Raw genomic sequence first — 20,017 nt, forward strand, 5'->3', positions numbered from 1 at the left:
CTAAAGTCCGGGGCATGACCGATGCACATCACGCCTCCGCCCCGGACTTTCAACGCCTGATTCAAGGCCAACACGACGACCCCTTCGCCCTGCTCGGGCCGCACTGGCAGGGCGGTGACCGCTTTGTCACCGCCTTCGATCCCGGCGCCGAAGAGATGTGGGCGGTGATCGCAGACACGCCCCATCCGCTTGCGCCGGTGTCCGGTGCACCGGGGATCTTCTACGGCAAGGTGCCCGGCGATGCGCCCTATCTGCTGCGCGGTGCCGCGCGCGGCGGCCAGTGGGAGATGGAAGACGCCTATCGCTTCGGCCCGGTGCTGGGCGAGATCGACGAATATCTGCTCGGCGAAGGCAGCCATCTGCGGCTCTGGGAAGCGCTTGGCGCCCATGTGAAAGAGCATGAGGGCACCTGGGGCACGCAATTCGCCGTCTGGGCCCCCAACGCGCGCCGCGTCTCGGTTGTGGGCGATTTCAACTGGTGGGACGGGCTGCGCCACACCATGCGCCGCCGTGGCGCGACCGGCGTCTGGGAGATCTTTGTCCCCGGTGTCGGCGACGGCGCTTTCTACCGCTACGAGATCGTCGGCCCCGATGGCCAGATCCAGCCGCGCAAGGCCGACCCGGTGGGCTTCGGCTCGGAACACCCGCCCGCCAATGCCTCGATCGTGCGCGACATTTCGGGCTATGGCTGGTCCGATGGCGACTGGATGACCAGCCGTCAGGCGATGCAGAACCGCGAGGCGCCGATCTCGGTCTACGAGGTGCACCTGCCCTCCTGGCGCCGCAAGGACTGGGGCCGCCCGATCTCTTATGTCGAGGCGGCGACCGAGCTGGTCGCCTATGTCAAGGAGATGGGCTTTACCCATATCGAGCTGCTGCCGATCAGCGAATACCCGTTCGACGGCTCCTGGGGCTATCAGCCCATCGGGCTCTTCGCGCCCACCATCCGCTGCGGGCTGCCGCATGAGTTCCGCGATCTGGTGAACGCCGCCCACCGCGCCGGGCTGGGCGTGATCCTCGACTGGGTGCCAGGGCATTTCCCCACCGACGCACACGGGCTGGGCAAGTTCGACGGCACCGCGCTTTACGAACATGCCGACCCCAAGGAAGGGTTCCACAGGGACTGGAACACGCTCATCTACAATTACGGCCGCGCCGAAGTGTCGAATTTCCTGACCGCCAACGCGCTTTACTGGCTGGAGGAGTTCCATGCCGACGGGCTGCGGGTGGATGCGGTGGCCTCGATGCTTTACCGCGACTATTCCCGCGATCCGGGCGAATGGATCCCCAACAAGGACGGCGGGCGCGAGAATTACGAGGCCATCGCCATGTTGCAGCGGATGAACATCGCCACCTATGGCGACCATCCCGGCATCATGACCGTGGCCGAGGAAAGCACCGCCTATCCCGGTGTGTCGCAGCCGGTGGATCAGGGCGGGCTGGGCTTTGGCTTCAAGTGGAACATGGGGTGGATGAACGACACCCTCGAATACATGCAGAAAGACCCGGTCTACCGCAGCTATCATCACCACCAGATGACCTTCGGGCTGGTCTATGCCTTTTCCGAGAATTTCATCCTGCCGATCAGCCATGACGAGGTCGTGCACGGCAAGGGTTCGATGCTGGGCAAGATGCCCGGCAGCGACTGGGAGAAATTCGCCAACCTGCGCAGCTATTACGGCTTCATGTGGGGCCATCCGGGCAAGAAGCTGCTCTTCATGGGGCAGGAATTCGCGCAAGGGTCGGAATGGAACCACGATGCCCAGATCGACTGGGAGTGCTTGGCCAACCCGCAACACGCGGGCATGCAGAGCCTGGTGCGCGATCTGAACCATCTGTACCGCGAGACACCCGCCCTGCACGCAAAGGATTGCTTCGCCGAGGGGTTTCAGTGGATCGTCGGGGGGGATTCCCAGAATTCCGTCTTTTCCTGGGTGCGACGGGGTGCGCCCGGGGATCCCGAGGTTGTGGTCATCTGCAACTTCACACCACAAGAGCACGGGTCGTATCGCATGGGGATGCCTGCGACCGGGCGCTGGCGCGAGGCACTGAACAGCGATGCCGAAATCTATGGGGGGGGCAATCGCGGAAACTACGGGGCGGTCGAGGCGCATCCGGGAGAGTATCACGGCCAGCCGGCGCATGCCGATGTGATGATCCCGCCGCTATCGACGATCTATCTGGTGCGCGAGACCTGACGCATCTCAACACTCGGTTGTCAGAGCAAGGGGCAAGACAACCTCTCACGGCGAAGAGGATCTGACATGCCATGGAGAAACCAGAGGCTGGCGGGGCGAAGCATGGCCTTCGTCCTCGCCGGAGGCCGCGGCTCGCGGCTGCATGAACTGACAAACGACCGGGTGAAACCGGCGGTCTATTTCGGCGGAAAGACCCGGATCATCGACTTCGCGCTGTCGAATGCGATGAATTCCGGCATCCGCAAGATCGCGCTGGCGACGCAATACAAGGCACACAGCCTGATCCGCCACGTCCAGCGCGGCTGGAACTTCTTCCGGGCCGAGCGCAACGAGTTCCTCGACATCCTGCCCGCCTCGCAGCGGGTCTCGGAGGGCATGTGGTATCGCGGCACGGTGGATGCGGTGGCGCAGAATATCGACATCATCGACAGCTACGACATCGACTATATCGTGATCCTGGCGGGCGACCACATCTACAAGATGGATTACGAGTTGATGATCCGTCAGCATGTGGAAACCAAGGCCGATGTCACCGTGGGCTGCCTCACCGTCGACCGGCCCGAGGCCAGCGCCTTCGGCTGCATGGCCGTGGACGGCAACGACCGCATCACCTCGTTCCTGGAAAAGCCCAAGAATCCGCCCGGCCTGCCCGACGATCCCGACAAGACTCTGGTTTCCATGGGGATTTATGTCTTCGACTGGAACTTCCTGCGCGAGCGGCTGGTCGAGGATATGGACGATGACAGCTCCAGCCACGATTTCGGCAATGACATGATCCCCGAGATCGTCGCCAAGGGCACGGCCCAGGCGCATCGGTTCGAACATAGCTGCGTGCGCTCGCGCGCGGGCGCACCCGCCTATTGGCGCGACGTGGGCACCGTCGATGCGTTCTGGAAGGCCAATATCGACCTCACCGATTTCACCCCCGAGCTCGATCTCTGGGACCGGAACTGGCCGATCTGGACCTATTCCGAGCTGCTGCCGCCGGCGAAATTCATCCATGACGAAGAGGACCGGCGCGGCTCGGCCGTCAGTTCGCTGGTCTCGGGCGGCTGCATCGTCTCGGGCACCGAAATCCGCGAGTCCCTGCTCTCGACCATGTGCCACACCAATTCCTATGCCTCGCTGCACCGCGCGGTGGCGCTGCCCTATGTTTATGTCTCGCGGCACGCGCGCCTTAAAAATGTGGTCATCAATCGTGGGGTACATATTCCCGAGGGGCTCGTCGTCGGCGAGGACCCCGAGGAAGACGCCAAATGGTTCCGCGTCAGCCCGGGCGGCGTGACGCTTATCACCCAGCGGATGCTGGACCGGAGAGAAGAAAAGAAATGACCAAAGTGCTGTCCGTCGCCTCGGAATGCGTGCCACTGATCAAGACCGGGGGGCTGGCGGATGTGGCGGGCTCCCTACCCGCTGCGCTGGCGCCGCACGGGGTCGAGATGCGCACGCTGGTGCCGGGCTATCGCCCGGTGCTCAAGGCGGTGGGTCGCCGCAAGCAGGTGGCGCAATGGGACGATCTCTTTGGCGGGTTCGCCCGGGTGTTCCGCGGCAAGCTGGGCGAACAGGTGCTTTATGTGCTCGACGCCCCGCATCTCTACGACCGCGACGGCGGGCCCTATTCCGACGCGCTGGGCCGCGATTGGCCGGACAACCCCGAACGGTTCGCGGCGCTGTCCAGCGCCGCAGCGATGATTGCCGCCGACGGGATCGAGGATTGGTTTCCGCAGGTACTGCATTGCCACGACTGGCAGGCGGGCTTTGCCCCGCTCTATCTGCGCGAGCTGGGCGCGGGCGACCGGGTGGCCACACTGATGACCATTCACAACATCGCCTTTCAGGGCATCGCCCGGCCGGCGATGATTTCCCCCCTGGGCCTTCCGCGCGCCGGCTTCAATGAAAAAGGCTATGAGTTCTGGAACAATATCAGCGCCTTGAAGGCCGGTCTTGTCTATGCGGATAAACTGTCCACGGTCTCGCCCACCTATGCGTCCGAGCTGATGACCGAGGAATTCGGCAAAGGGCTCGACGGGGTGCTGCGCGAGCGGCAGGAGGATCTGGTCGGCATCCTCAACGGCATCGACGAGGAGCTGTGGTGCCCGCCCTACAAGAGCCCCGCGGGCAAGGCCAAGCACCGCAAGGCGCTGCGCGAGGAAATGGGCCTGCCCGACTGGCCCGGCCCGGTCTGCGTGCTGGTCTCGCGGCTGACCGAGCAGAAGGGGCTCGACATTCTGCTTCAGGCCCTGCCCGCGCTGCTGGACCGGGGCGGACAGCTTGCGCTGCTGGGCTCGGGCGACCGCGATCTGGAAAAGGCGTTCCTGGGCTATGCCGACGCGCATCCCGGCGTCGCCACCGTCATCGGTTATGACGAGGCGCTGGCGCGGCGGCTGATCGCCGGCGGCGACGCCATCCTCGTGCCGTCGCGATTCGAACCTTGCGGGCTGACCCAGCTTTACGGCCTGCGCTACGGTACCCTGCCTCTGGTTGCGCTGACCGGCGGTCTGGCGGACACGGTGATCAACGCATCGCCTGCCGGATTGGCAGCCGAGGCCGCAACCGGGGTGCAGTTCCATCCGGTGACGGCGCAGGCTCTTGCGCAGGCGCTGATGAAACTGGTCAAACTCTACCAGGATCGAGCAACCTGGACGCGGATGATGAAAAACGCCATGGCAGCCCCGGTCGGCTGGGACCAATCCGCCGCCGCCTATGCGGCGCTTTACACCGAGATGGTCAAACCCGCATGAGCGGACCCGAGATCCTGGCAGGCTCGCCCGCGCCGCTCGGGGCCACCTTCGACGGCGACGGGGTGAATTTCGCCGTCTTCTCGCAACATGCCGAGGCGGTGCTGCTCTGCCTTTTCGACGAACATGGCGCCGAGACCGCGCGCCTGCCGCTGCCCGAGCGCGATGGCGACATCTGGTACGGGCGGGTGCCGGGGCTGACCCCGGGCCAGCATTACGGGCTGCGCGCCGAGGGACCGTTTTCGCCGCGCGACGGGCACCGGTTCAACCCCTCCAAGCTGCTGATCGACCCCTACGCCCGACGGCTCACCGGCCACCCGATCTGGCACGACGCGCTGTTCGGCGGCGTCGAGGCGCCGGACCGCCGCGACAGCGCGCGGTTCATGCCGAAATGCGTGGTCGAGGATCCCAGCTATGACTGGGGCAGTCACAAGGCGCCGAACCGCCCGATCGCGGAAAGCGTGATCTACGAGGCGCATGTGAAAGGGCTGACCAAGCGCTTTCCCGACGCCGACCACCCGGGCCATTTCCTGGCGCTCGCCTCGGACCCGGTGCTGGAACATCTCATCAAGCTCGGCGTCACCGCGGTGGAGCTGCTGCCGGTGCAGGCGTTCCTCAACGACCGGTTCCTGGTCAAGAAGGGGCTGGTGAATTACTGGGGCTACCAGACCCTGGGCTTTTTCGCCCCCGAGCCGCGCTATCTGACCCAGGGCCGGCTCTGGGAATTCCAGTACATGGTGGCGCGGCTGCATTCCGCCGGGATCGAGGTGATCCTGGATGTGGTCTACAACCATAGCTGCGAAGGCGACGAGAACGGCCCGACGCTGGCCTTTCGCGGGCTCGACAACCGCTCCTATTACCGGCTGCACGACGACAAGCGCTTTTACATCAACGACACCGGCACCGGGAACACGCTGAACATCGAACACCCGATGGTGCTGCGCATGGTGCTGGACAGCCTGCGCTACTGGGCCACCACCATGGGCGTCGACGGGTTCCGCTTCGATCTCTGCGCGACGCTGGGGCGCACGCCGAACGGGTTCGACCCGAATTCCGCGTTCTTCAAGGCGATCCGCCAGGATCCGGTGCTGGCCACGAAGAAGCTCATCGCCGAACCCTGGGACATCGGCCCGGGCGGCTATCAGCTTGGCGGCTATCCCGCGCCTTTCTCGGAATGGAACGACAAGTATCGCGACGGGGTGCGGCGCTTCTGGCGCGGCGATCTCGGCCATGTGCCGGTGATGGCCGACCGGATCACCGGATCGGCGGGGCTCTTCGATCATTCCGGCCGGCCCGCCACCGCCTCGGTCAACCTGATCACCGCCCATGACGGGTTCACGCTGACGGATGTGGTCAGCTATGTCGCGCGCCACAACGAGGCCAATGGCGAAGACAACCGCGACGGCCATGGCGAGAACTACTCCGACAATTTCGGTGTCGAGGGCCCGACGGAGGATGCCGGGATCGTTGCCGCGCGTACCCGGCGGCGGCGCAACATGATGGCCACGCTGCTGCTGAGCCAGGGCACGCCGATGATCCTTGCCGGCGACGAGCTGGGCAATTCCCAGATGGGCAACAACAACGCCTATGCCCAGGATACCGAGATCGGCTGGGTGGACTGGGACAAGGCTGATCACGAGTTCATGGCCTTCACCCGCTGGCTCATCGCCTTCCGCAAGGCGCATCCGATCCTGCGGCAGAATCGGTTCCTGCATTCGCAGCCGCGCAAGGTGGACGGGGTGCCCGATCTCTTCTGGTGGCGCCCGGACGGCACCGAGATGACCCGCTCCGACTGGACCAACGGCCACCTGCATGTGCTTTGCGCCGAATTCCGCATGGCCAGCGGCACGCCGCGCTATGCGCAGGCGGAAGAGGCGATCTATCTCGCCTTCAACGCCGGCGAGGCGGTCGATCTGGTGCTGCCCGCGCTGCCCGCGGGCTTTCAATGGGTGCGCCATATCGACACCGCGCAGCCGCTGCGCCCGGCGGAGCCGGTGGGAACGAAACTGAGATTGGCGGAGAATTCGGTGGTGGCATTGGTGGAGGAGCCCGCATGAGCGGGGCGTCGCTGGACGCGCGCGCGCGCAAGGCGGGGATCATTCCTGAATTCAGGGATTTGTTCGGGAATACGCAGGTCGCGCCTGAGGAAAGCAAGGCTGCCATCCTGGCCGCGATGGGGCTGGCCGACGCCCCCGACACGCCCGAGCCCGCGCTGCCGCGCTGGCATGTCTGCGTGGCCGACGCGCCGGTCGCGCTGGCGGTGCCCGGCGCGTGGCGCATCCTGCTCGAAGACGGCAGCGCGCGCGAGGGGCGCGGCGCGCTGCCGGCGCTGCCGCTGGGACGGCACCGGCTGGACAGCGACGGCGCGCGCTGCTGGCTGCTCTCTGCGCCGCCGCGCCTGCCGCTGCCGCCGAAGCTATGGGGCCTGATGGCCCCGCTGGCCTGTCTGCGCAGCGCGGCGCAGGGCGGGCTCGGCAGCTATGACGATCTGGCGCAGCTCGCCGAGGGGCTGGGCGCGCAGGGGGCGGCCTTTGTCGGGGTGAACCCGATCCATGCGGGGTTTCTGACCCATCCCGACGGGTTCAGCCCCTACACCCCCTCGCATCGCCGCCGCTTTTCGCCGCTCTACCTGCCCTCTGCCGCGCAGGGCGCCGCCCCCGGCCCGCTGCTGATCTTCTCCGAAGAGTTGCCGGCGCGGATGCAGGCGCTGGAGGCAGAGTTCCGCGCCGCGCCGCCGGGCGACGCCTTCGAACGCTATCTGTCCCATGAGGGCGCGGGGCTGCGCCGCTTCGCGACCCATCAGGCGCTGTCGGAACGGCTCGGCCCCTACTGGGACAACTGGCCCACCGCCTATCACGACCCCGCCAGCGCCGAGGTCGCGCAGGCCGCGCACGATCTGGCCGATCGCGTCCGCTTTCACGCCTGGCTGCAATACAAGGCCGAGGGCGCGCTGGCCGAGACGCAGACCCGCGCAACCGAGGCCGGCATGGCGCTTGGCCTCTATCTCGATCTGGCGGTGGGCACGCATCCCCATGGCGCCGAGACCTGGGAGGACCGGCAGAGCTTTGCCTTCGGCGCCAGCCTCGGCGCGCCGCCCGACGCCTTTGCGCCGCAGGGGCAGAACTGGCATCTGGCGCCGTTCAACCCGGTGCATCTGATCGAGACCGGGTTCGAGGCGCTGGCGCTCACCCTGCGCCAGCAGCTCCGGTTCAGCGGCGCGCTGCGCATCGACCATATCCTCGGCTTCGAGCGCGCCTATTGGGTGCCCGACGGGCTGCCCGGCGCCTATGTCACCATGCCGCGCGAGGCGATGCTCGCCGTGGCGCGGATGGAGGCGGCGCGCGCCGGCGCGGTGATCGTGGGCGAGGATCTGGGGGTGATCCCCGACGGGCTGCAACAGGCGCTTGGCGACAGCGGCATTCTCGGCTGCCGGCTCATGTGTTTCGAACATAGCGGCGATCCGCCCTGGTATCGCGCGCCGCAGGATTACCCCGAGGGCGTCATCGCCAGCTTTTCCTCGCATGATCTGCCGACCTGGAAGGGCTGGCGCGCGGGGCGCGAGATCACCCTGCGCCGCGACATCGGCATCACCCCGCCGGAACATGTCGACGGCATGCTGTCCTGGCGCGGCCGCGAGGTCGACGGGTTCGACGGCGCCACGTCGCCCTATCGTGACGGCTTTGCCCCCGAGGCGCCCGAGGCGATGGCGGCGCTGCTGGCGGCCACCGCCGCGCGCATGGTCGCGCTTCAGGTCGAGGATGTGCTGGGTCTCGAAAACCAGCCCAACATGCCGGGCACGGTCTCGGAATACCCGAACTGGCGGCAGCGGCTGCCGCTGGGCGTTGCCGAGATCACCGCTCTGCCCGTGCTTGCAAATGCGGCCCGGATCATGAAACGTGCCGGGCGATAGGAGACGGAATTCCATGACCAGCATTCGCACCATTCCCACCGAGCCGATCGAGGGCCAGAAACCGGGCACCTCGGGTCTGCGCAAGAAGACGCCGGTCTTCCAGACGCACCACTATCTGGAAAACTTCATCCAGAGCATCTGGAACGGCATCGGCGGCGTTGCGGGCAAGACGCTGGTTCTGGGCGGCGACGGACGGCATTTCAATTCTCAGGCGGCGCAGGTGGTGCTGCGCATGGCCGCCGCCGGCGGTGCGAAGAAGGTGATCGTGGGCAAGCGCGCGATCCTCTCGACCCCCGCCGCCTCGAACCTGATCCGCAAGCGCGGGGCGGATGGCGGCATCATCCTCTCGGCCAGCCACAACCCCGGCGGGCCCGAAGGCGATTTCGGCGTGAAATACAACACCTCCAACGGCGGCCCCGCCGCCGAGGGCGTGACGGCCAGGATCTTTGACGCCACCAAGGAGATCGCCGAATTCCACATCATGGAAAGCCACGATGTCGGGCTGCGGATGACCGACACGGTGACGCTGGGCGAAATGGAGATCGAGATCGTCGATCCGGTCGAGGATTACGCCGCGCTCATGCAGGAGCTGTTCGATTTCGACGCCATCCGGACGCTGTTCAAATCGGGCTTCCGCATGCGCTTCGACGCGATGCATGCGGTGACCGGCCCCTATGCCTACACGATCCTCGAAGAGATCCTCGGCGCGCCGCCCGGCACGGTGATCAACTCGATCCCCCTGCCCGATTTCGGCGGCGGCCACCCCGACCCGAACCCGACCTGGGCCAAGACGCTCTGGGACGAGATGATGACCGAGACCGGCCCCGATTTCGGCGCCGCCTCCGATGGCGACGGCGACCGCAACATGATTGTCGGCCGGCAATGCTATGTCTCACCCTCCGACAGCCTCGCGGTGCTGGCGGCGAATGCCACCTTGGTGCCCGGCTACAAGGACGGGCTGAAGGGCGTGGCGCGCTCCATGCCCACCAGCGCGGCGGTGGACCGGGTGGCGGAAAAGCTGGGCATCGCCTGCTACGAGACGCCCACCGGCTGGAAGTTCTTCGGCAATCTGCTGGACGCGGGCCGGGCGACGCTTTGCGGCGAAGAGAGTTTCGGCACCGGCTCCGACCATGTGCGCGAGAAGGACGGGCTCTGGGCGGTGCTGTTCTGGCTGAACGTGCTGGCGGTGAAAAAGCTGTCGGTGGCCGAGCTGATGGTGGCGCATTGGGCCGAGTACGGACGCAACTACTATTCCCGCCACGATTACGAGGCGGTCGATACCGAGGCCGCCAACGGGCTGATGGATCATGTCCGCAGCCAGCTCGCCTCCCTGCCCGGACAGAGCTTTGGCCCGCTCACGGTCGAGAGCGCCGACGAATTTGCCTATGACGACCCGGTCGATGGCTCGCGCTCCGAAGGTCAGGGCCTGCGCGTGGGCTTCGCGGGCGGCGCGCGCGTGGTGCTGCGGCTTTCGGGCACCGGCACCGAGGGCGCGACGCTGCGGGTCTATCTGGAGCGGCTCGCCATCGACCCGGCGGGGTTCGGCCTCGACCCGCAGGCCGCGCTTGCCGATGTGATCGCCGCCGCCGAGGCGATTGCCGGGATCAAATCCCGCACCGGACGCGACGCGCCCGACGTGATCACCTGATCCCGGGTGGAAACGCTTCGCGCGATTCTGCTCATGGTGCTTGGAATGGCGTTGCTGGCCGGCAGCGACGCCTTTCTCAAACTTGCCTCGCAGCTTGCCCCGGTCGGGCAGGTCATGATGATGCTGAGCCTGGGCGGCACCGCCCTGTTCCTGACCGTGGCCTGGCTGCGCCGGGTGCCGCTGCGGCGCGACGAGATGCTGCATCCCCAGGTGCTGCTGCGCAACCTGTTCGAGATCGTCGGCGCCGTGGGCATGATCGTGGGGCTGTCGAAGATCCCGCTCTCGCTGATGGCGGCGATATTGCAAACCGCGCCGCTGCTGGTGACGCTGGGCGCGGCGCTGTTCCTGCGCGAGCCGGTGGGCTGGCGGCGCTGGGCGGCGATCGGCGTCGGGCTGACGGGCATGCTGATGGTCATCCGCCCATTCGGCACCGGCTTTACCGGCTGGGAGCTGTTTCCGGTCGCGGGGGTCACCGGGCTGGCCGCGCGCGATCTGGTGACCCGGGTGCTGCCGGCGCGGATCCCCTCGCTGGCGGTCTCCACCTATGGCTTTGCGGTGATCTTTCCGGTGGGCGTTGCGCTGACGCTGATCTCCGACGCGCCGCTCACCGCCGATCCGCGCATCTGGCTGCACATGGCGGGGGCCGTGGTGGTGACCACGGCGGGCTATCTCTCGGTGACCGCGGCGATGCGGCTGGCGACGGTCTCGTCGGTGGCGCCCTTCCGCTACACGCGGCTTGTCTTCACCGCGGGGCTCGGGATGGCGGTGTTCGGAGAGCGTCCGGACGGCTGGACCTGGGCGGGCGCGGCACTGATCCTGGCGGCGGGGCTCTATTCCTTTCTGCGCGAAAGACGGCTTGCGCGGGCCGTTGCGCCCGCCCCCTGAGCCCCGGCGCGGCGATCCGGACAACGTTAGCGCAACCCCCTGCCCGCGTTGCGTTTACATTCTCCGCCTGCCTGATATAGCTCGCCCGAACCCATCTTGGACGCGAGGGACGGACCCCATGAGCACCATCATCGACATTCACGCCCGCGAAATCCTGGACAGCCGCGGCAACCCCACGGTCGAGGTCGACGTGACCCTCGAAGACGGCACCCAGGGCCGTGCCGCCGTGCCCTCGGGCGCCTCGACCGGCGTGCATGAAGCTGTGGAGCGCCGCGACGGCGACAAGAGCCGCTACATGGGCAAGGGCGTGCTGGAAGCGGTTGCCGCCGTCAACGGCGAGATCGCCGAAGCCATCGTCGGTTTCGACGCCACCGAGCAGCAGGCCATCGACGGCGCGATGATCGAGCTCGACGGCACCGACAACAAGGGCCGTCTCGGCGCCAACGCCATCCTCGGCGTGTCGCTGGCCACCGCCAAGGCGGCGGCGGAATTCACCGCGCAACCGCTCTACCGCTATGTCGGCGGCACCGCGGCGCGCGTGTTGCCGGTGCCGATGATGAACATCATCAATGGCGGCGAGCACGCGGATAACCCGATCGACATCCAGGAATTCATGATCATGCCGGTGGCGGCGGAGAACATCCGCGACGCCGTGCGCATGGGCTCGGAAGTGTTCCACACGCTGAAAAAAGAGCTCTCGGCGGCGGGCATGTCCACCGGCCTCGGCGACGAGGGCGGCTTTGCGCCCGAGCTGGCCTCGACCCGCGACGCGCTGGATTTCATCCTGAAAAGCATCGAGAAAGCCGGCTACAAGCCCGGTGAGGACATCTATCTGGCGCTCGACGCCGCCTCGACCGAGTATTTCAAGGACGGTAAATACGAGATGAAGGGCGAAGGTCTGTCGCTGTCGTCGGCGGAGAACGTCGATTACCTTGCCAAGCTCTGCGCCGATTACCCGATCATCTCCATCGAGGACGGCTGTGCCGAGGACGATTGGGAAGGCTGGAAGATCCTCACCGAGAAACTCGGCGGCAAGGTTCAGCTTGTGGGCGACGATCTTTTTGTGACCAACCCCGCGCGTCTGGCCATGGGCATCGACCAGGGCGTGGCGAACTCCATGCTGGTCAAGGTGAACCAGATCGGCTCGCTGTCGGAGACGCTGAAGGCCGTCGATATGGCCCATCGCGCGCGCTATACCAATGTGATGTCGCACCGCTCGGGCGAGACCGAGGACAGCACCATCGCCGATCTCGCCGTGGCGACGAATTGCGGGCAGATCAAGACCGGCTCGCTGGCGCGTTCGGACCGGCTGGCCAAGTACAACCAGCTCATCCGTATCGAGGAAATGCTGGGCGACGTGGCCGAATACGCAGGCAAGTCGATCCTGCGCTGAGGCCGGGAGACAAATCTCTTCGAAGAGATTTGCAAATTCCTGATCAGGAATTTGCGCGGGGCGGCGACCGAAAGGCGCCGCCCCGATGCGTTACGAGGCCGCCTTCTCCTCGATGGCCTCCGCCAGCGCCTCGGCCCGCGCGGCCATCTCGGCCAGCGTGTCGGTCACGCTCTCGGGGATCACCGGCACCTCGATCTTTTCGGGCTCCGGCGCCGGACGGTCCCGCAGCTCGCGCAGCTCTTCGCCCATTTCGCCCAGCTTGTCCTCGGCTGCGCGCAGCCGGTCTTCGAGCCCCGCGGTCTTGTCCGCCAGCATCAGCCCGGCCATGAGCAGCATCCGCGCCTCGGGCATGCGTCCGATCTGCTGCACCAGCACCTGCGCCTCGGTGTCGAGCATGCGCGCGGCGGTCAGCAGATACTGCTCCTCGCCCTGCTGGCAGGCGACGTCGAAGCTGCGCCCGCCGATGGTGATCTGCACTTCGATCTGGCTCATTGCACCGCCTCCTCGCTCATACCCGCCGCATCCGCCAGCACCGGCTCGAGCGCGCCGAGCACGGCACGCATCTCGGCCTCTTCCGCCGCGCGGGCCGCGCGCAGCGATTCCAGTTCGGCCAGCATCGCCTTGTTGACCAGATGCGGCTCGCCGATATTGGCCTCGAGCGCGGCGCGCATATCCTCGTTGGTGCGGCGCAACATCTCGTTCGAGAGCCGCATCCGCTGCAATTCCGTATCGAGCTCGGCCATGCTTTCGCGCTGCGCGGCGATCTGCTCCCGCAACGCCGCATCGGGCTCGGGTGCCGGTTCGGCGCCGCCCTGCCCCTCGAGCCGCGCATGCAGGAGCTTCACCCGCTCCTCGAGCTGCGCATTGGCCATCTTCTCCTCGTCGAGCGCCATCCGGAGCCGTGCGATCTCTTCGGCGGCCTCGGCATCCGGGACCGCCGCAACCTCCACGGCCTCGACCGGCTCCGTCTCCGGCGCCGCCTCGGGGGCTGGCGGCGGCAGGGTGGACAAGTGTTCCACGCCCTGCGCAATCCGGTCCAGCGCCCGCGTGATGCGCGACTGCAACTCGTCGATCTGGGTCATCTTGCCCTCTCTAATATCTGCCCTCGGGGCCTGTCTCGCCGGTTCTGACGAATCGGCACCACCCCGTTGCGCATGAGTTTAACAAGCGCAATGGAAAATTGCGCCCCTTATGTTTTCCAAGGCGTTACCGGGCGCAGTTCATCCTGAGCCTGCGGAATGATGGCGCCAATGCTTGAACTTCGGAGGAACGCTGCTATTCAGCGACGGCAACGGCTCTGGGAAAGAGAGGACGCCCCGTGGATATCACCGCCCTTCGCGACGCACATCCCGAACACTGGATGCGCGCAACCGCCATCCGCGCGCTGACGCTCGACGCGGTGGCAGCGGCCAATTCCGGCCATTCCGGCATGCCCATCGGCATGGCCGACGTCGCCACGGTTCTGTGGTCCAAGCATCTGAAATTCGATGCGAAAAACCCCGGATGGGCGGATCGCGACCGGTTTATCCTGTCCGCCGGCCACGGCTCGATGCTGATCTATGCGCTGCTCTATCTCAGCGGCGATGCGCAGATCACGCTCGACGAGATCAAGGCCTTCCGCCAATGGGGCTCGCGCACTGCGGGGCATCCGGAAAACACCCATGCGGCCGGAGTCGAGATGACCACCGGCCCGCTCGGCCAGGGCATCGCCACCTCGGTGGGCTTCGCCATGGCCGAAGAGATCCTGCGCGGCCGCTTCGGCAAGGCCACGATGGATCACTTCACCTATGTGATCGCCGGCGACGGCTGCCTGATGGAAGGCGTCAGCCATGAGGCCATCGGCCTTGCGGGCCGCTACGGGCTCGGCCGTCTCGTGGTCTTCTGGGACAACAACGACATCACCATCGACGGCAGGGTCTCGCTTTCGGACCGCACCGATCAGGTGGCCCGCTTCCTCGCCGCCGGCTGGCATGTGCAGGAAATCGACGGCCACGATCCCGAGGCCATCGACGCGGCCATCGCCGCCGCCAAGTCGGTGACCGACAAGCCCTCGATGATCGCCTGCAAGACCCATATCGCCCTGGGCCACGCGGCGCAGGACACCTCCAAGGGCCATGGCGCGCTGACCAATGCCGATCAGAACGCCGCGGCCAAGGCGCTCTGGGGCTGGAGCGGCGGCGCCTTCAACGTGCCCGCCGAGATCAAGAGCTGGTGGGAAGGCATCGGCACGCGCGGCGCCGCCGATCGCGAGGCCTGGGAAGCCCGGCTCGCATCGCTCTCCGAGCGCAAGCAGGCGGAATTCGCCCGCATGATGGCCGGCGAAGCGCCGAAAAAGCTCTCCTCCGTGATCCGCGCGCTGAAGAAGCAGAACTCCGAGGCGGCGCCCAAGGTGGCGACCCGCAAGAGCTCGGAAATGGTGCTGGAAGTGGTGAACCCGGTGATGCCCGAGACGGTGGGCGGCTCTGCCGACCTTACCGGCTCGAACAACACCAAGACCGGCGATATGGGCGTCTTCGACACCGATAACCGCAAGGGCCGCTACGTCTACTGGGGCATCCGTGAACACGGCATGGCCGCCGCGATGAACGGCATGGGGCTGCATGGCGGTATCCGCCCCTATGGCGGCACCTTCATGGCCTTCACCGATTACGCCCGCCCGGCGATGCGTCTGGCGGCGCTGATGAAGACGCCGACGGTGTTTGTCATGACCCATGACAGCATCGGCCTTGGCGAAGACGGCCCGACCCACCAGCCGGTGGAGCATCTGGCCATTTCGCGCGCCACGCCGAACACGCTGGTGTTCCGCCCCGCCGACACGATCGAGACCGCCGAGGCCTGGGAGATTGCCCTGAGCCAGACCGAGACCCCCTCGGTGCTGTCGCTGACGCGCCAGAACGTGCCCACCGTGCGGACCGAGCACAAGACCAACAACCTGGTCGAGAAAGGCGCCTATGTTCTGGCCGAGGCGACGGGCAAGCGTCAGGTCATCCTGATGGCCACCGGCTCCGAGGTCTCGATTGCGATGGCCGCGCGCGATCTGCTGCAGGCGGACGGGATCGGCACCCGCGTGGTTTCGATGCCCTGCTGGGAGCTGTTCTCGGCGCAGGACGAGGCCTATCGCAAGCGCGTGCTGCCGGCGGGCCCCGTGCGGGTCGCCGTCGAGGCCGCGACGCGCTTCGGCTGGGACAAATGGCTGCTGGGCGAGCGTGGCCGCGAGGCCAAATCGGCCTTTGTCGGCATGGACGGCTTCGGCGCCTCGGCGCCGGCGGAGGTGCTCTACGAGAAGTTCGGCATCACCGCAGAGGCGGTGGCCGAGAAGGCCAAGGCGCTGCTCTAAATCAAACTGGCCGCGGCCTTCGGGTGAAATGACCCGGGGGCCGCGATCATATCGAAAAGACCACGGTCGATCTCCGCGCCCTCAGGCCCGGAAACAAGGCCGAAGGCCGCCGGGCCCAGCGGCTGCCCGTCCCGCCGGGCTGCCGCTTTGGAGACGCAAGCGCCTCGTTGAGAGGTCCTTCGGATCTGGCCAGGATAAATCAAGGAATTCGGACCGTCAGTGCGGCACCCCACGGGCAGCCGCTTGGCCCGCCTTGGGTTGTACTTATTGTCTCCGAACGCGACTTCCACCAGCGCCGCCGCATCCATACCGGCTGAGAATTTCGGCAAAGATCAAAAGGCGGCCCCTGGGGCCGCCCGTTTCATGAAGCAGGCGCCGCTCAATGCGCCGCTGTCTTCCCCCCGAAGAGCGGCATCACCAGCTTGGTCACCACCGGCACCAGCACGATCCCCCAGATCAGCCCCAGCACCCCGTCGATCCCCGCCGTCGCGATCCAGAGCGCGGCGGCCTGAAGCTCTGTCCCCACCGGCTGCGCCACAACCACGGCGGCGTGATGGATCGTCTCCTCGGGCAGATGCCAGCCCATCTGCGCCAGCGAATGCACGATGATCGAGCCGCCGACCCAAAGCATCGCCACGGTGCCTACGGTCGACAGGATCTTCATCACCCAGGGCATGCCCTTGACGATCCCCCGCCCCAGCGCGCGGGTCATGCTCAGCCGGCCCACACGCGTCAGCCAGAGCCCGATGTCGTCCATCTTCACGATCACCGCCACCGCGCCATAGACCAGTGCCGTGATGCCAAGGCCGACAATGGCCAGCACCACCGCCTGAATCCAGACCTCGCCGCTTTCGATGGTCGACAGCGCCAGCGTCATGATCTCGGCGGAGAGGATGAAATCGGTCTTGATCGCGCCCTTGACCTTCTGCTCCTCCAGATGCGCCGGATCGCCCACATCGTGGCTGCCGTCGGGCCCGCCGGAATGGGCGTCATGCGGCAGCAGCACATGCAGGATCTTCTCGGCCCCCTCGAAACACAGGTAGGATCCGCCCAGCACCAGAAGCGGCGGCACCAGCCAGGGCGCAAAGGCGGCCATCAGCAGCGCCGCGGGCAGCAGGATCACCAGCTTGTTGAAGACCGACCCGCGCGCGATGCGCCAGATGATCGGCAGCTCGCGCGCCGCCTCGAACCCGTGCACGTATTTCGGTGTCACCGCCGCATCGTCGATCACCACCCCCGCGGCCTTGGAGCCCGCCTTGGCCGCATGCGCCGAAATGTCATCGACCGAGGCCGCCGCAATCTTGGCGATGCCCGCCACGTCGTCGAGAAGCGCCAGAAGCCCGCTCATGCCTGTCTCCTATCCAGCCTGCCGGGGCAGCCTAGCGGCCACACCAAAAGGTGCAAGCCGCCGGCCCCGCAGGGGCGCAGATATCGCCCTTCTGCGATGTTATCGCAACCCGTGACGCAAGACCGGGCTGGCGTTAGCGCCACCCGGAAATTTATCGCTAACAAATTGGTCAAAAACACCTTTTGCGGATTGGCTTTCCGGCATACGTCTGTATACCAAGCGCATATTCTGAGGATTTAGGAGACCCGCCCATGACCGTCACTGTCGGGATCAACGGATTTGGCCGCATCGGCCGCTGCACGCTGGCGCATATCGCCGAGAGCGCGCGCAACGACGTGCAGGTGGTCAAGATCAATGCCACCGGCCCGATCGAGACCGCAGCGCATCTGATGCGCTACGACAGCGTGCACGGGCGGTTCGCCGGCGAGGTCAAGGTGGTGAACGGCAATGCGCTCGATCTGGGCCGCGGCCCCATCGACGTGATGTCGACCTATGACATGGAGGCGCTGGACTGGTCGGGCTGCGATGTGGTGCTGGAATGCACCGGCCAGTTCAACGATGGCGACAAGGCGGTGCAGCACATTCACCAGGGCGCCAAATCCGTGCTGATCTCGGCCCCAGCCAAGAACGTGCAGAAGACCATCGTCTACGGCGTCAACCACCGCGATCTGGTGCAGGGCGACGTGATGATCTCGAACGGCTCCTGCACCACCAACGGGCTCGCGCCGCTGGCCAAGGTGCTCGACGAGGCCATCGGCATCGAAAGCGGTGTGATGACCACCATCCACAGCTACACCGGCGACCAGCCGACGCTGGACCGCCGCCACAACGATCTCTACCGCGCCCGTTCGGCGGCCATGGCGATGATCCCCACCTCCACCGGCGCCGCCAAGGCGCTTGGCGAGGTGCTGCCCAACCTCAAGGGCAAGCTCGACGGCTCGGCGATCCGCGTGCCCACCCCGAATGTGAGCGCCGTGGACCTGACCTTCCAGGCCAGCAAGGACGTGACCGTCGAGGATGTGAATGAGGTCGTGCGCGAGGCCGCCGCCGGCCGCATGGGCATGGTCCTCAGCTACGATCCCGAGCCCAAGGTCTCGGTCGATTTCAACCACACCACCGCCAGCTCGATCTTTGCGCCCGACCAGACCAAGGTGGTCGGCAAGCGCACCGTGCGGGTGCTGGCCTGGTATGACAACGAATGGGGATTCTCGGCGCGCATGGCCGATGTGGCGGCGGCCATGGGCCGGCTGCATCACTAAACGCCGCGCGACGCAGCGAGACGGGGGGCGGTGCCGAGGAGAAGGCCGCCCCCCGAACTGTGTTTACATCATGCGCCGGGCCAGCCCGGTCTTCCACCAGAACTGATGCACCAGCACGGCGGCCACATGCAGCAGCACCGTCAGCATCAGCACCGAGGTGCCGGCCTCATGCAGCTCTGCCAGACTGCGGGAGGCCAGAAACCACGATCCCATGCCCGACACTGGCAGCGCCAGCAGCAGCAGATAGATCACCCCGTGGGTCAGCTTCGCGGCGATCCCCGCCCAGCCCGGCTCTTCCTCGGGCAGCGCCGGCGCGCCATGGGTCACACGCAGCGCCAGACGCCAGAGCGTCAGCGCCAGAACGAGCAGCCCCACGACGATATGCGCGATGGGGATCAGCGAATAGCTGGGGGTGCCGGTCTCGATCAGCGTACGAAAGGCCCGGCCGATCGAGTCGAAGGCGAAATATTGCAGCGCCAGCAGGACGACGACCGCCCAGTGCAAGAGCTTCTGAAGGGTGGAATAGCTGGCGGGGGCTGTGCGGGCCATGGCGGGCTCCTCGATGGCTTGAAACGGGATCGCTCGGCGGTTTGAACGCAGGACGGGGCGGGGTCCGTCGAAAACCACGCCCCTGCCCCGCGCATTTTTTGCAAAGCGCCCGGCCCGCGACAATCGGCGCCGGCCCACAGGCGGCGGATCGCCCGCCGCCTGTGGCAGAATTCACGACAGTTTGTCGATCCAGGCGGCGAAGGCGCTCATGAAACCGCCAAGGAATGCCTTGGTGTCCTCATTGGTCAGCCGGCCCTCGTCGTCGAGGATCTCGTGGATATGGCCCACATAGGCCTCGGGCTGCTGCATGGGCGGGGCGTTCAGGAACACCAGCGACTGGCGCAGGTGGTGGTTCGCGCCGAACCCCGCGATGCCGCCCGGCGAGCCGGTGACGATGGCCGAGGGCTTGCCATCCCAGACGCTTGCGCCATAGGGGCGCGAGCCCACGTCCAGCGCGTTTTTCACGCTGGCGGGCAGCGAGCGGTTGTATTCCGGCGTCACGAACAGCACCGCATCGGCGGCATTCACGAATTTCCGGAACCGCGTCCAGGCCTCGGGCACGTCGCCCTCGTCGAGATCGGGGTTGTAGAGCGGCAGGTCACCCGTTCCCACAAAGGAGAAATCGAGCCCCTCGGGCGCCAGCCCGACCAGCGCCTGCGCCAGTTTCCGGTTGTAAGATCCCTCACGCAGAGATCCCACGATGACAGCGATATGTTTGGACATTTTTGCCTCCAAAATCTGATGGCAAAGAC

At 66.4% G+C, this 20,017-nt stretch carries 15 protein-coding genes; 10 read left to right on the forward strand and 5 right to left on the reverse strand.

From position 1 onward, the window contains the following. Positions 1 to 14: 14 nt before the first annotated feature. From glgB to eno, 8 genes are all read left to right on the forward strand, one after another. Complete coding sequence (gene glgB / locus M4578_RS05465; RefSeq protein WP_258092430.1) at positions 15 to 2,198, forward strand: 1,4-alpha-glucan branching protein GlgB; 2,184 nt, start codon at positions 15 to 17, stop codon at positions 2,196 to 2,198. A 66-nt stretch (positions 2,199 to 2,264) separates the two neighbouring features. Next, positions 2,265 to 3,530, forward strand: a complete 1,266-nt coding sequence (gene glgC, locus M4578_RS05470; RefSeq protein WP_258092431.1) for a glucose-1-phosphate adenylyltransferase — start codon at positions 2,265 to 2,267, stop codon at positions 3,528 to 3,530. Further along, a complete protein-coding gene (glgA, locus tag M4578_RS05475) occupies positions 3,527 to 4,939 on the forward strand; it encodes a glycogen synthase GlgA (RefSeq protein WP_258092432.1) in 1,413 nt (470 codons plus the stop codon). The genes glgC and glgA overlap by 4 nt, the downstream gene beginning before the upstream one ends. Next, positions 4,936 to 6,993, forward strand: a complete 2,058-nt coding sequence (glgX, locus tag M4578_RS05480; RefSeq protein ID WP_258092433.1) for a glycogen debranching protein GlgX — start codon at positions 4,936 to 4,938, stop codon at positions 6,991 to 6,993. The genes glgA and glgX overlap by 4 nt, the downstream gene beginning before the upstream one ends. Then, positions 6,990 to 8,846 carry a 4-alpha-glucanotransferase gene (locus M4578_RS05485; RefSeq protein ID WP_258092434.1) on the forward strand — a complete coding sequence of 619 codons (1,857 nt, stop codon included), beginning with the start codon at positions 6,990 to 6,992 and terminating at the stop codon, positions 8,844 to 8,846. The genes glgX and M4578_RS05485 overlap by 4 nt, the downstream gene beginning before the upstream one ends. A 13-nt stretch (positions 8,847 to 8,859) precedes the next feature. Then, on the forward strand, positions 8,860 to 10,494 hold the full coding sequence (locus tag M4578_RS05490) for an alpha-D-glucose phosphate-specific phosphoglucomutase (protein ID WP_258092435.1): 1,635 nt from the start codon (positions 8,860 to 8,862) through the stop codon (positions 10,492 to 10,494). Between the two features lie 6 nt (positions 10,495 to 10,500). Next, on the forward strand, positions 10,501 to 11,379 hold the full coding sequence (locus M4578_RS05495) for a DMT family transporter (protein WP_258092436.1): 879 nt from the start codon (positions 10,501 to 10,503) through the stop codon (positions 11,377 to 11,379). Between the two features lie 118 nt (positions 11,380 to 11,497). Then, complete coding sequence (gene eno, locus M4578_RS05500) at positions 11,498 to 12,772, forward strand: phosphopyruvate hydratase (protein WP_258092437.1); 1,275 nt, start codon at positions 11,498 to 11,500, stop codon at positions 12,770 to 12,772. A gap of 90 nt (positions 12,773 to 12,862) precedes the next feature. On the opposite strand, the gene M4578_RS05505 is transcribed toward eno, so the two are convergent. Continuing rightward, positions 12,863 to 13,264 (reverse strand): cell division protein ZapA, encoded by a 402-nt coding sequence (locus M4578_RS05505; protein WP_258092438.1) that lies wholly within the window; start codon positions 13,262 to 13,264, stop codon positions 12,863 to 12,865. Beyond that, positions 13,261 to 13,854 carry a hypothetical protein gene (locus tag M4578_RS05510; protein ID WP_258092439.1) on the reverse strand — a complete coding sequence of 198 codons (594 nt, stop codon included), beginning with the start codon at positions 13,852 to 13,854 and terminating at the stop codon, positions 13,261 to 13,263. Before M4578_RS05510 ends, M4578_RS05505 begins: the two co-directional genes overlap by 4 nt. Positions 13,855 to 14,090: 236 nt before the next feature. Here M4578_RS05510 and tkt point away from each other — a divergent pair, with 236 nt between their 5' ends. Then, positions 14,091 to 16,109 carry a transketolase gene (gene tkt / locus M4578_RS05515; RefSeq protein WP_258092440.1) on the forward strand — a complete coding sequence of 673 codons (2,019 nt, stop codon included), beginning with the start codon at positions 14,091 to 14,093 and terminating at the stop codon, positions 16,107 to 16,109. 379 nt (positions 16,110 to 16,488) lie between these two features. Here the strand turns inward: tkt and M4578_RS05520 are convergent, their stop codons facing one another. Next, positions 16,489 to 17,457 (reverse strand): DUF808 domain-containing protein, encoded by a 969-nt coding sequence (locus M4578_RS05520; protein WP_258092441.1) that lies wholly within the window; start codon positions 17,455 to 17,457, stop codon positions 16,489 to 16,491. A gap of 251 nt (positions 17,458 to 17,708) precedes the next feature. On the opposite strand from M4578_RS05520, the gene gap reads away from it, so the two are divergent. Continuing rightward, positions 17,709 to 18,716, forward strand: a complete 1,008-nt coding sequence (gap, locus tag M4578_RS05525) for a type I glyceraldehyde-3-phosphate dehydrogenase (RefSeq protein WP_258092442.1) — start codon at positions 17,709 to 17,711, stop codon at positions 18,714 to 18,716. A gap of 63 nt (positions 18,717 to 18,779) precedes the next feature. Here the strand turns inward: gap and M4578_RS05530 are convergent, their stop codons facing one another. Beyond that, positions 18,780 to 19,265, reverse strand: coding sequence for a cytochrome b (locus M4578_RS05530; RefSeq protein ID WP_258092443.1), 486 nt, complete (start codon positions 19,263 to 19,265; stop codon positions 18,780 to 18,782). Between the two features lie 171 nt (positions 19,266 to 19,436). Continuing rightward, complete coding sequence (locus tag M4578_RS05535) at positions 19,437 to 19,988, reverse strand: NADPH-dependent FMN reductase (RefSeq protein ID WP_258092444.1); 552 nt, start codon at positions 19,986 to 19,988, stop codon at positions 19,437 to 19,439. Between the last annotated feature and the right edge of the window lie 29 nt (positions 19,989 to 20,017).

The organism is Salipiger pentaromativorans (assembly GCF_024721115.1).
Classification (GTDB): Bacteria; Pseudomonadota; Alphaproteobacteria; order Rhodobacterales; family Rhodobacteraceae; genus Salipiger; species Salipiger pentaromativorans.

Coding starts and splice junctions, on each gene's coding strand:
- glgB (WP_258092430.1), top strand. CDS start 15: ATGACCGATGCACATCACGCCTCCGCCCCGGACTTTCAACGCCTGATT.
- glgC (WP_258092431.1), top strand. CDS start 2,265: ATGCCATGGAGAAACCAGAGGCTGGCGGGGCGAAGCATGGCCTTCGTC.
- glgA (WP_258092432.1), top strand. CDS start 3,527: ATGACCAAAGTGCTGTCCGTCGCCTCGGAATGCGTGCCACTGATCAAG.
- glgX (WP_258092433.1), top strand. CDS start 4,936: ATGAGCGGACCCGAGATCCTGGCAGGCTCGCCCGCGCCGCTCGGGGCC.
- M4578_RS05485 (WP_258092434.1), top strand. CDS start 6,990: ATGAGCGGGGCGTCGCTGGACGCGCGCGCGCGCAAGGCGGGGATCATT.
- M4578_RS05490 (WP_258092435.1), top strand. CDS start 8,860: ATGACCAGCATTCGCACCATTCCCACCGAGCCGATCGAGGGCCAGAAA.
- eno (WP_258092437.1), top strand. CDS start 11,498: ATGAGCACCATCATCGACATTCACGCCCGCGAAATCCTGGACAGCCGC.
- M4578_RS05505 (WP_258092438.1), bottom strand. CDS start 13,264: ATGAGCCAGATCGAAGTGCAGATCACCATCGGCGGGCGCAGCTTCGAC.
- M4578_RS05510 (WP_258092439.1), bottom strand. CDS start 13,854: ATGACCCAGATCGACGAGTTGCAGTCGCGCATCACGCGGGCGCTGGAC.
- M4578_RS05520 (WP_258092441.1), bottom strand. CDS start 17,457: ATGAGCGGGCTTCTGGCGCTTCTCGACGACGTGGCGGGCATCGCCAAG.
- gap (WP_258092442.1), top strand. CDS start 17,709: ATGACCGTCACTGTCGGGATCAACGGATTTGGCCGCATCGGCCGCTGC.
- M4578_RS05530 (WP_258092443.1), bottom strand. CDS start 19,265: ATGGCCCGCACAGCCCCCGCCAGCTATTCCACCCTTCAGAAGCTCTTG.
- M4578_RS05535 (WP_258092444.1), bottom strand. CDS start 19,988: ATGTCCAAACATATCGCTGTCATCGTGGGATCTCTGCGTGAGGGATCT.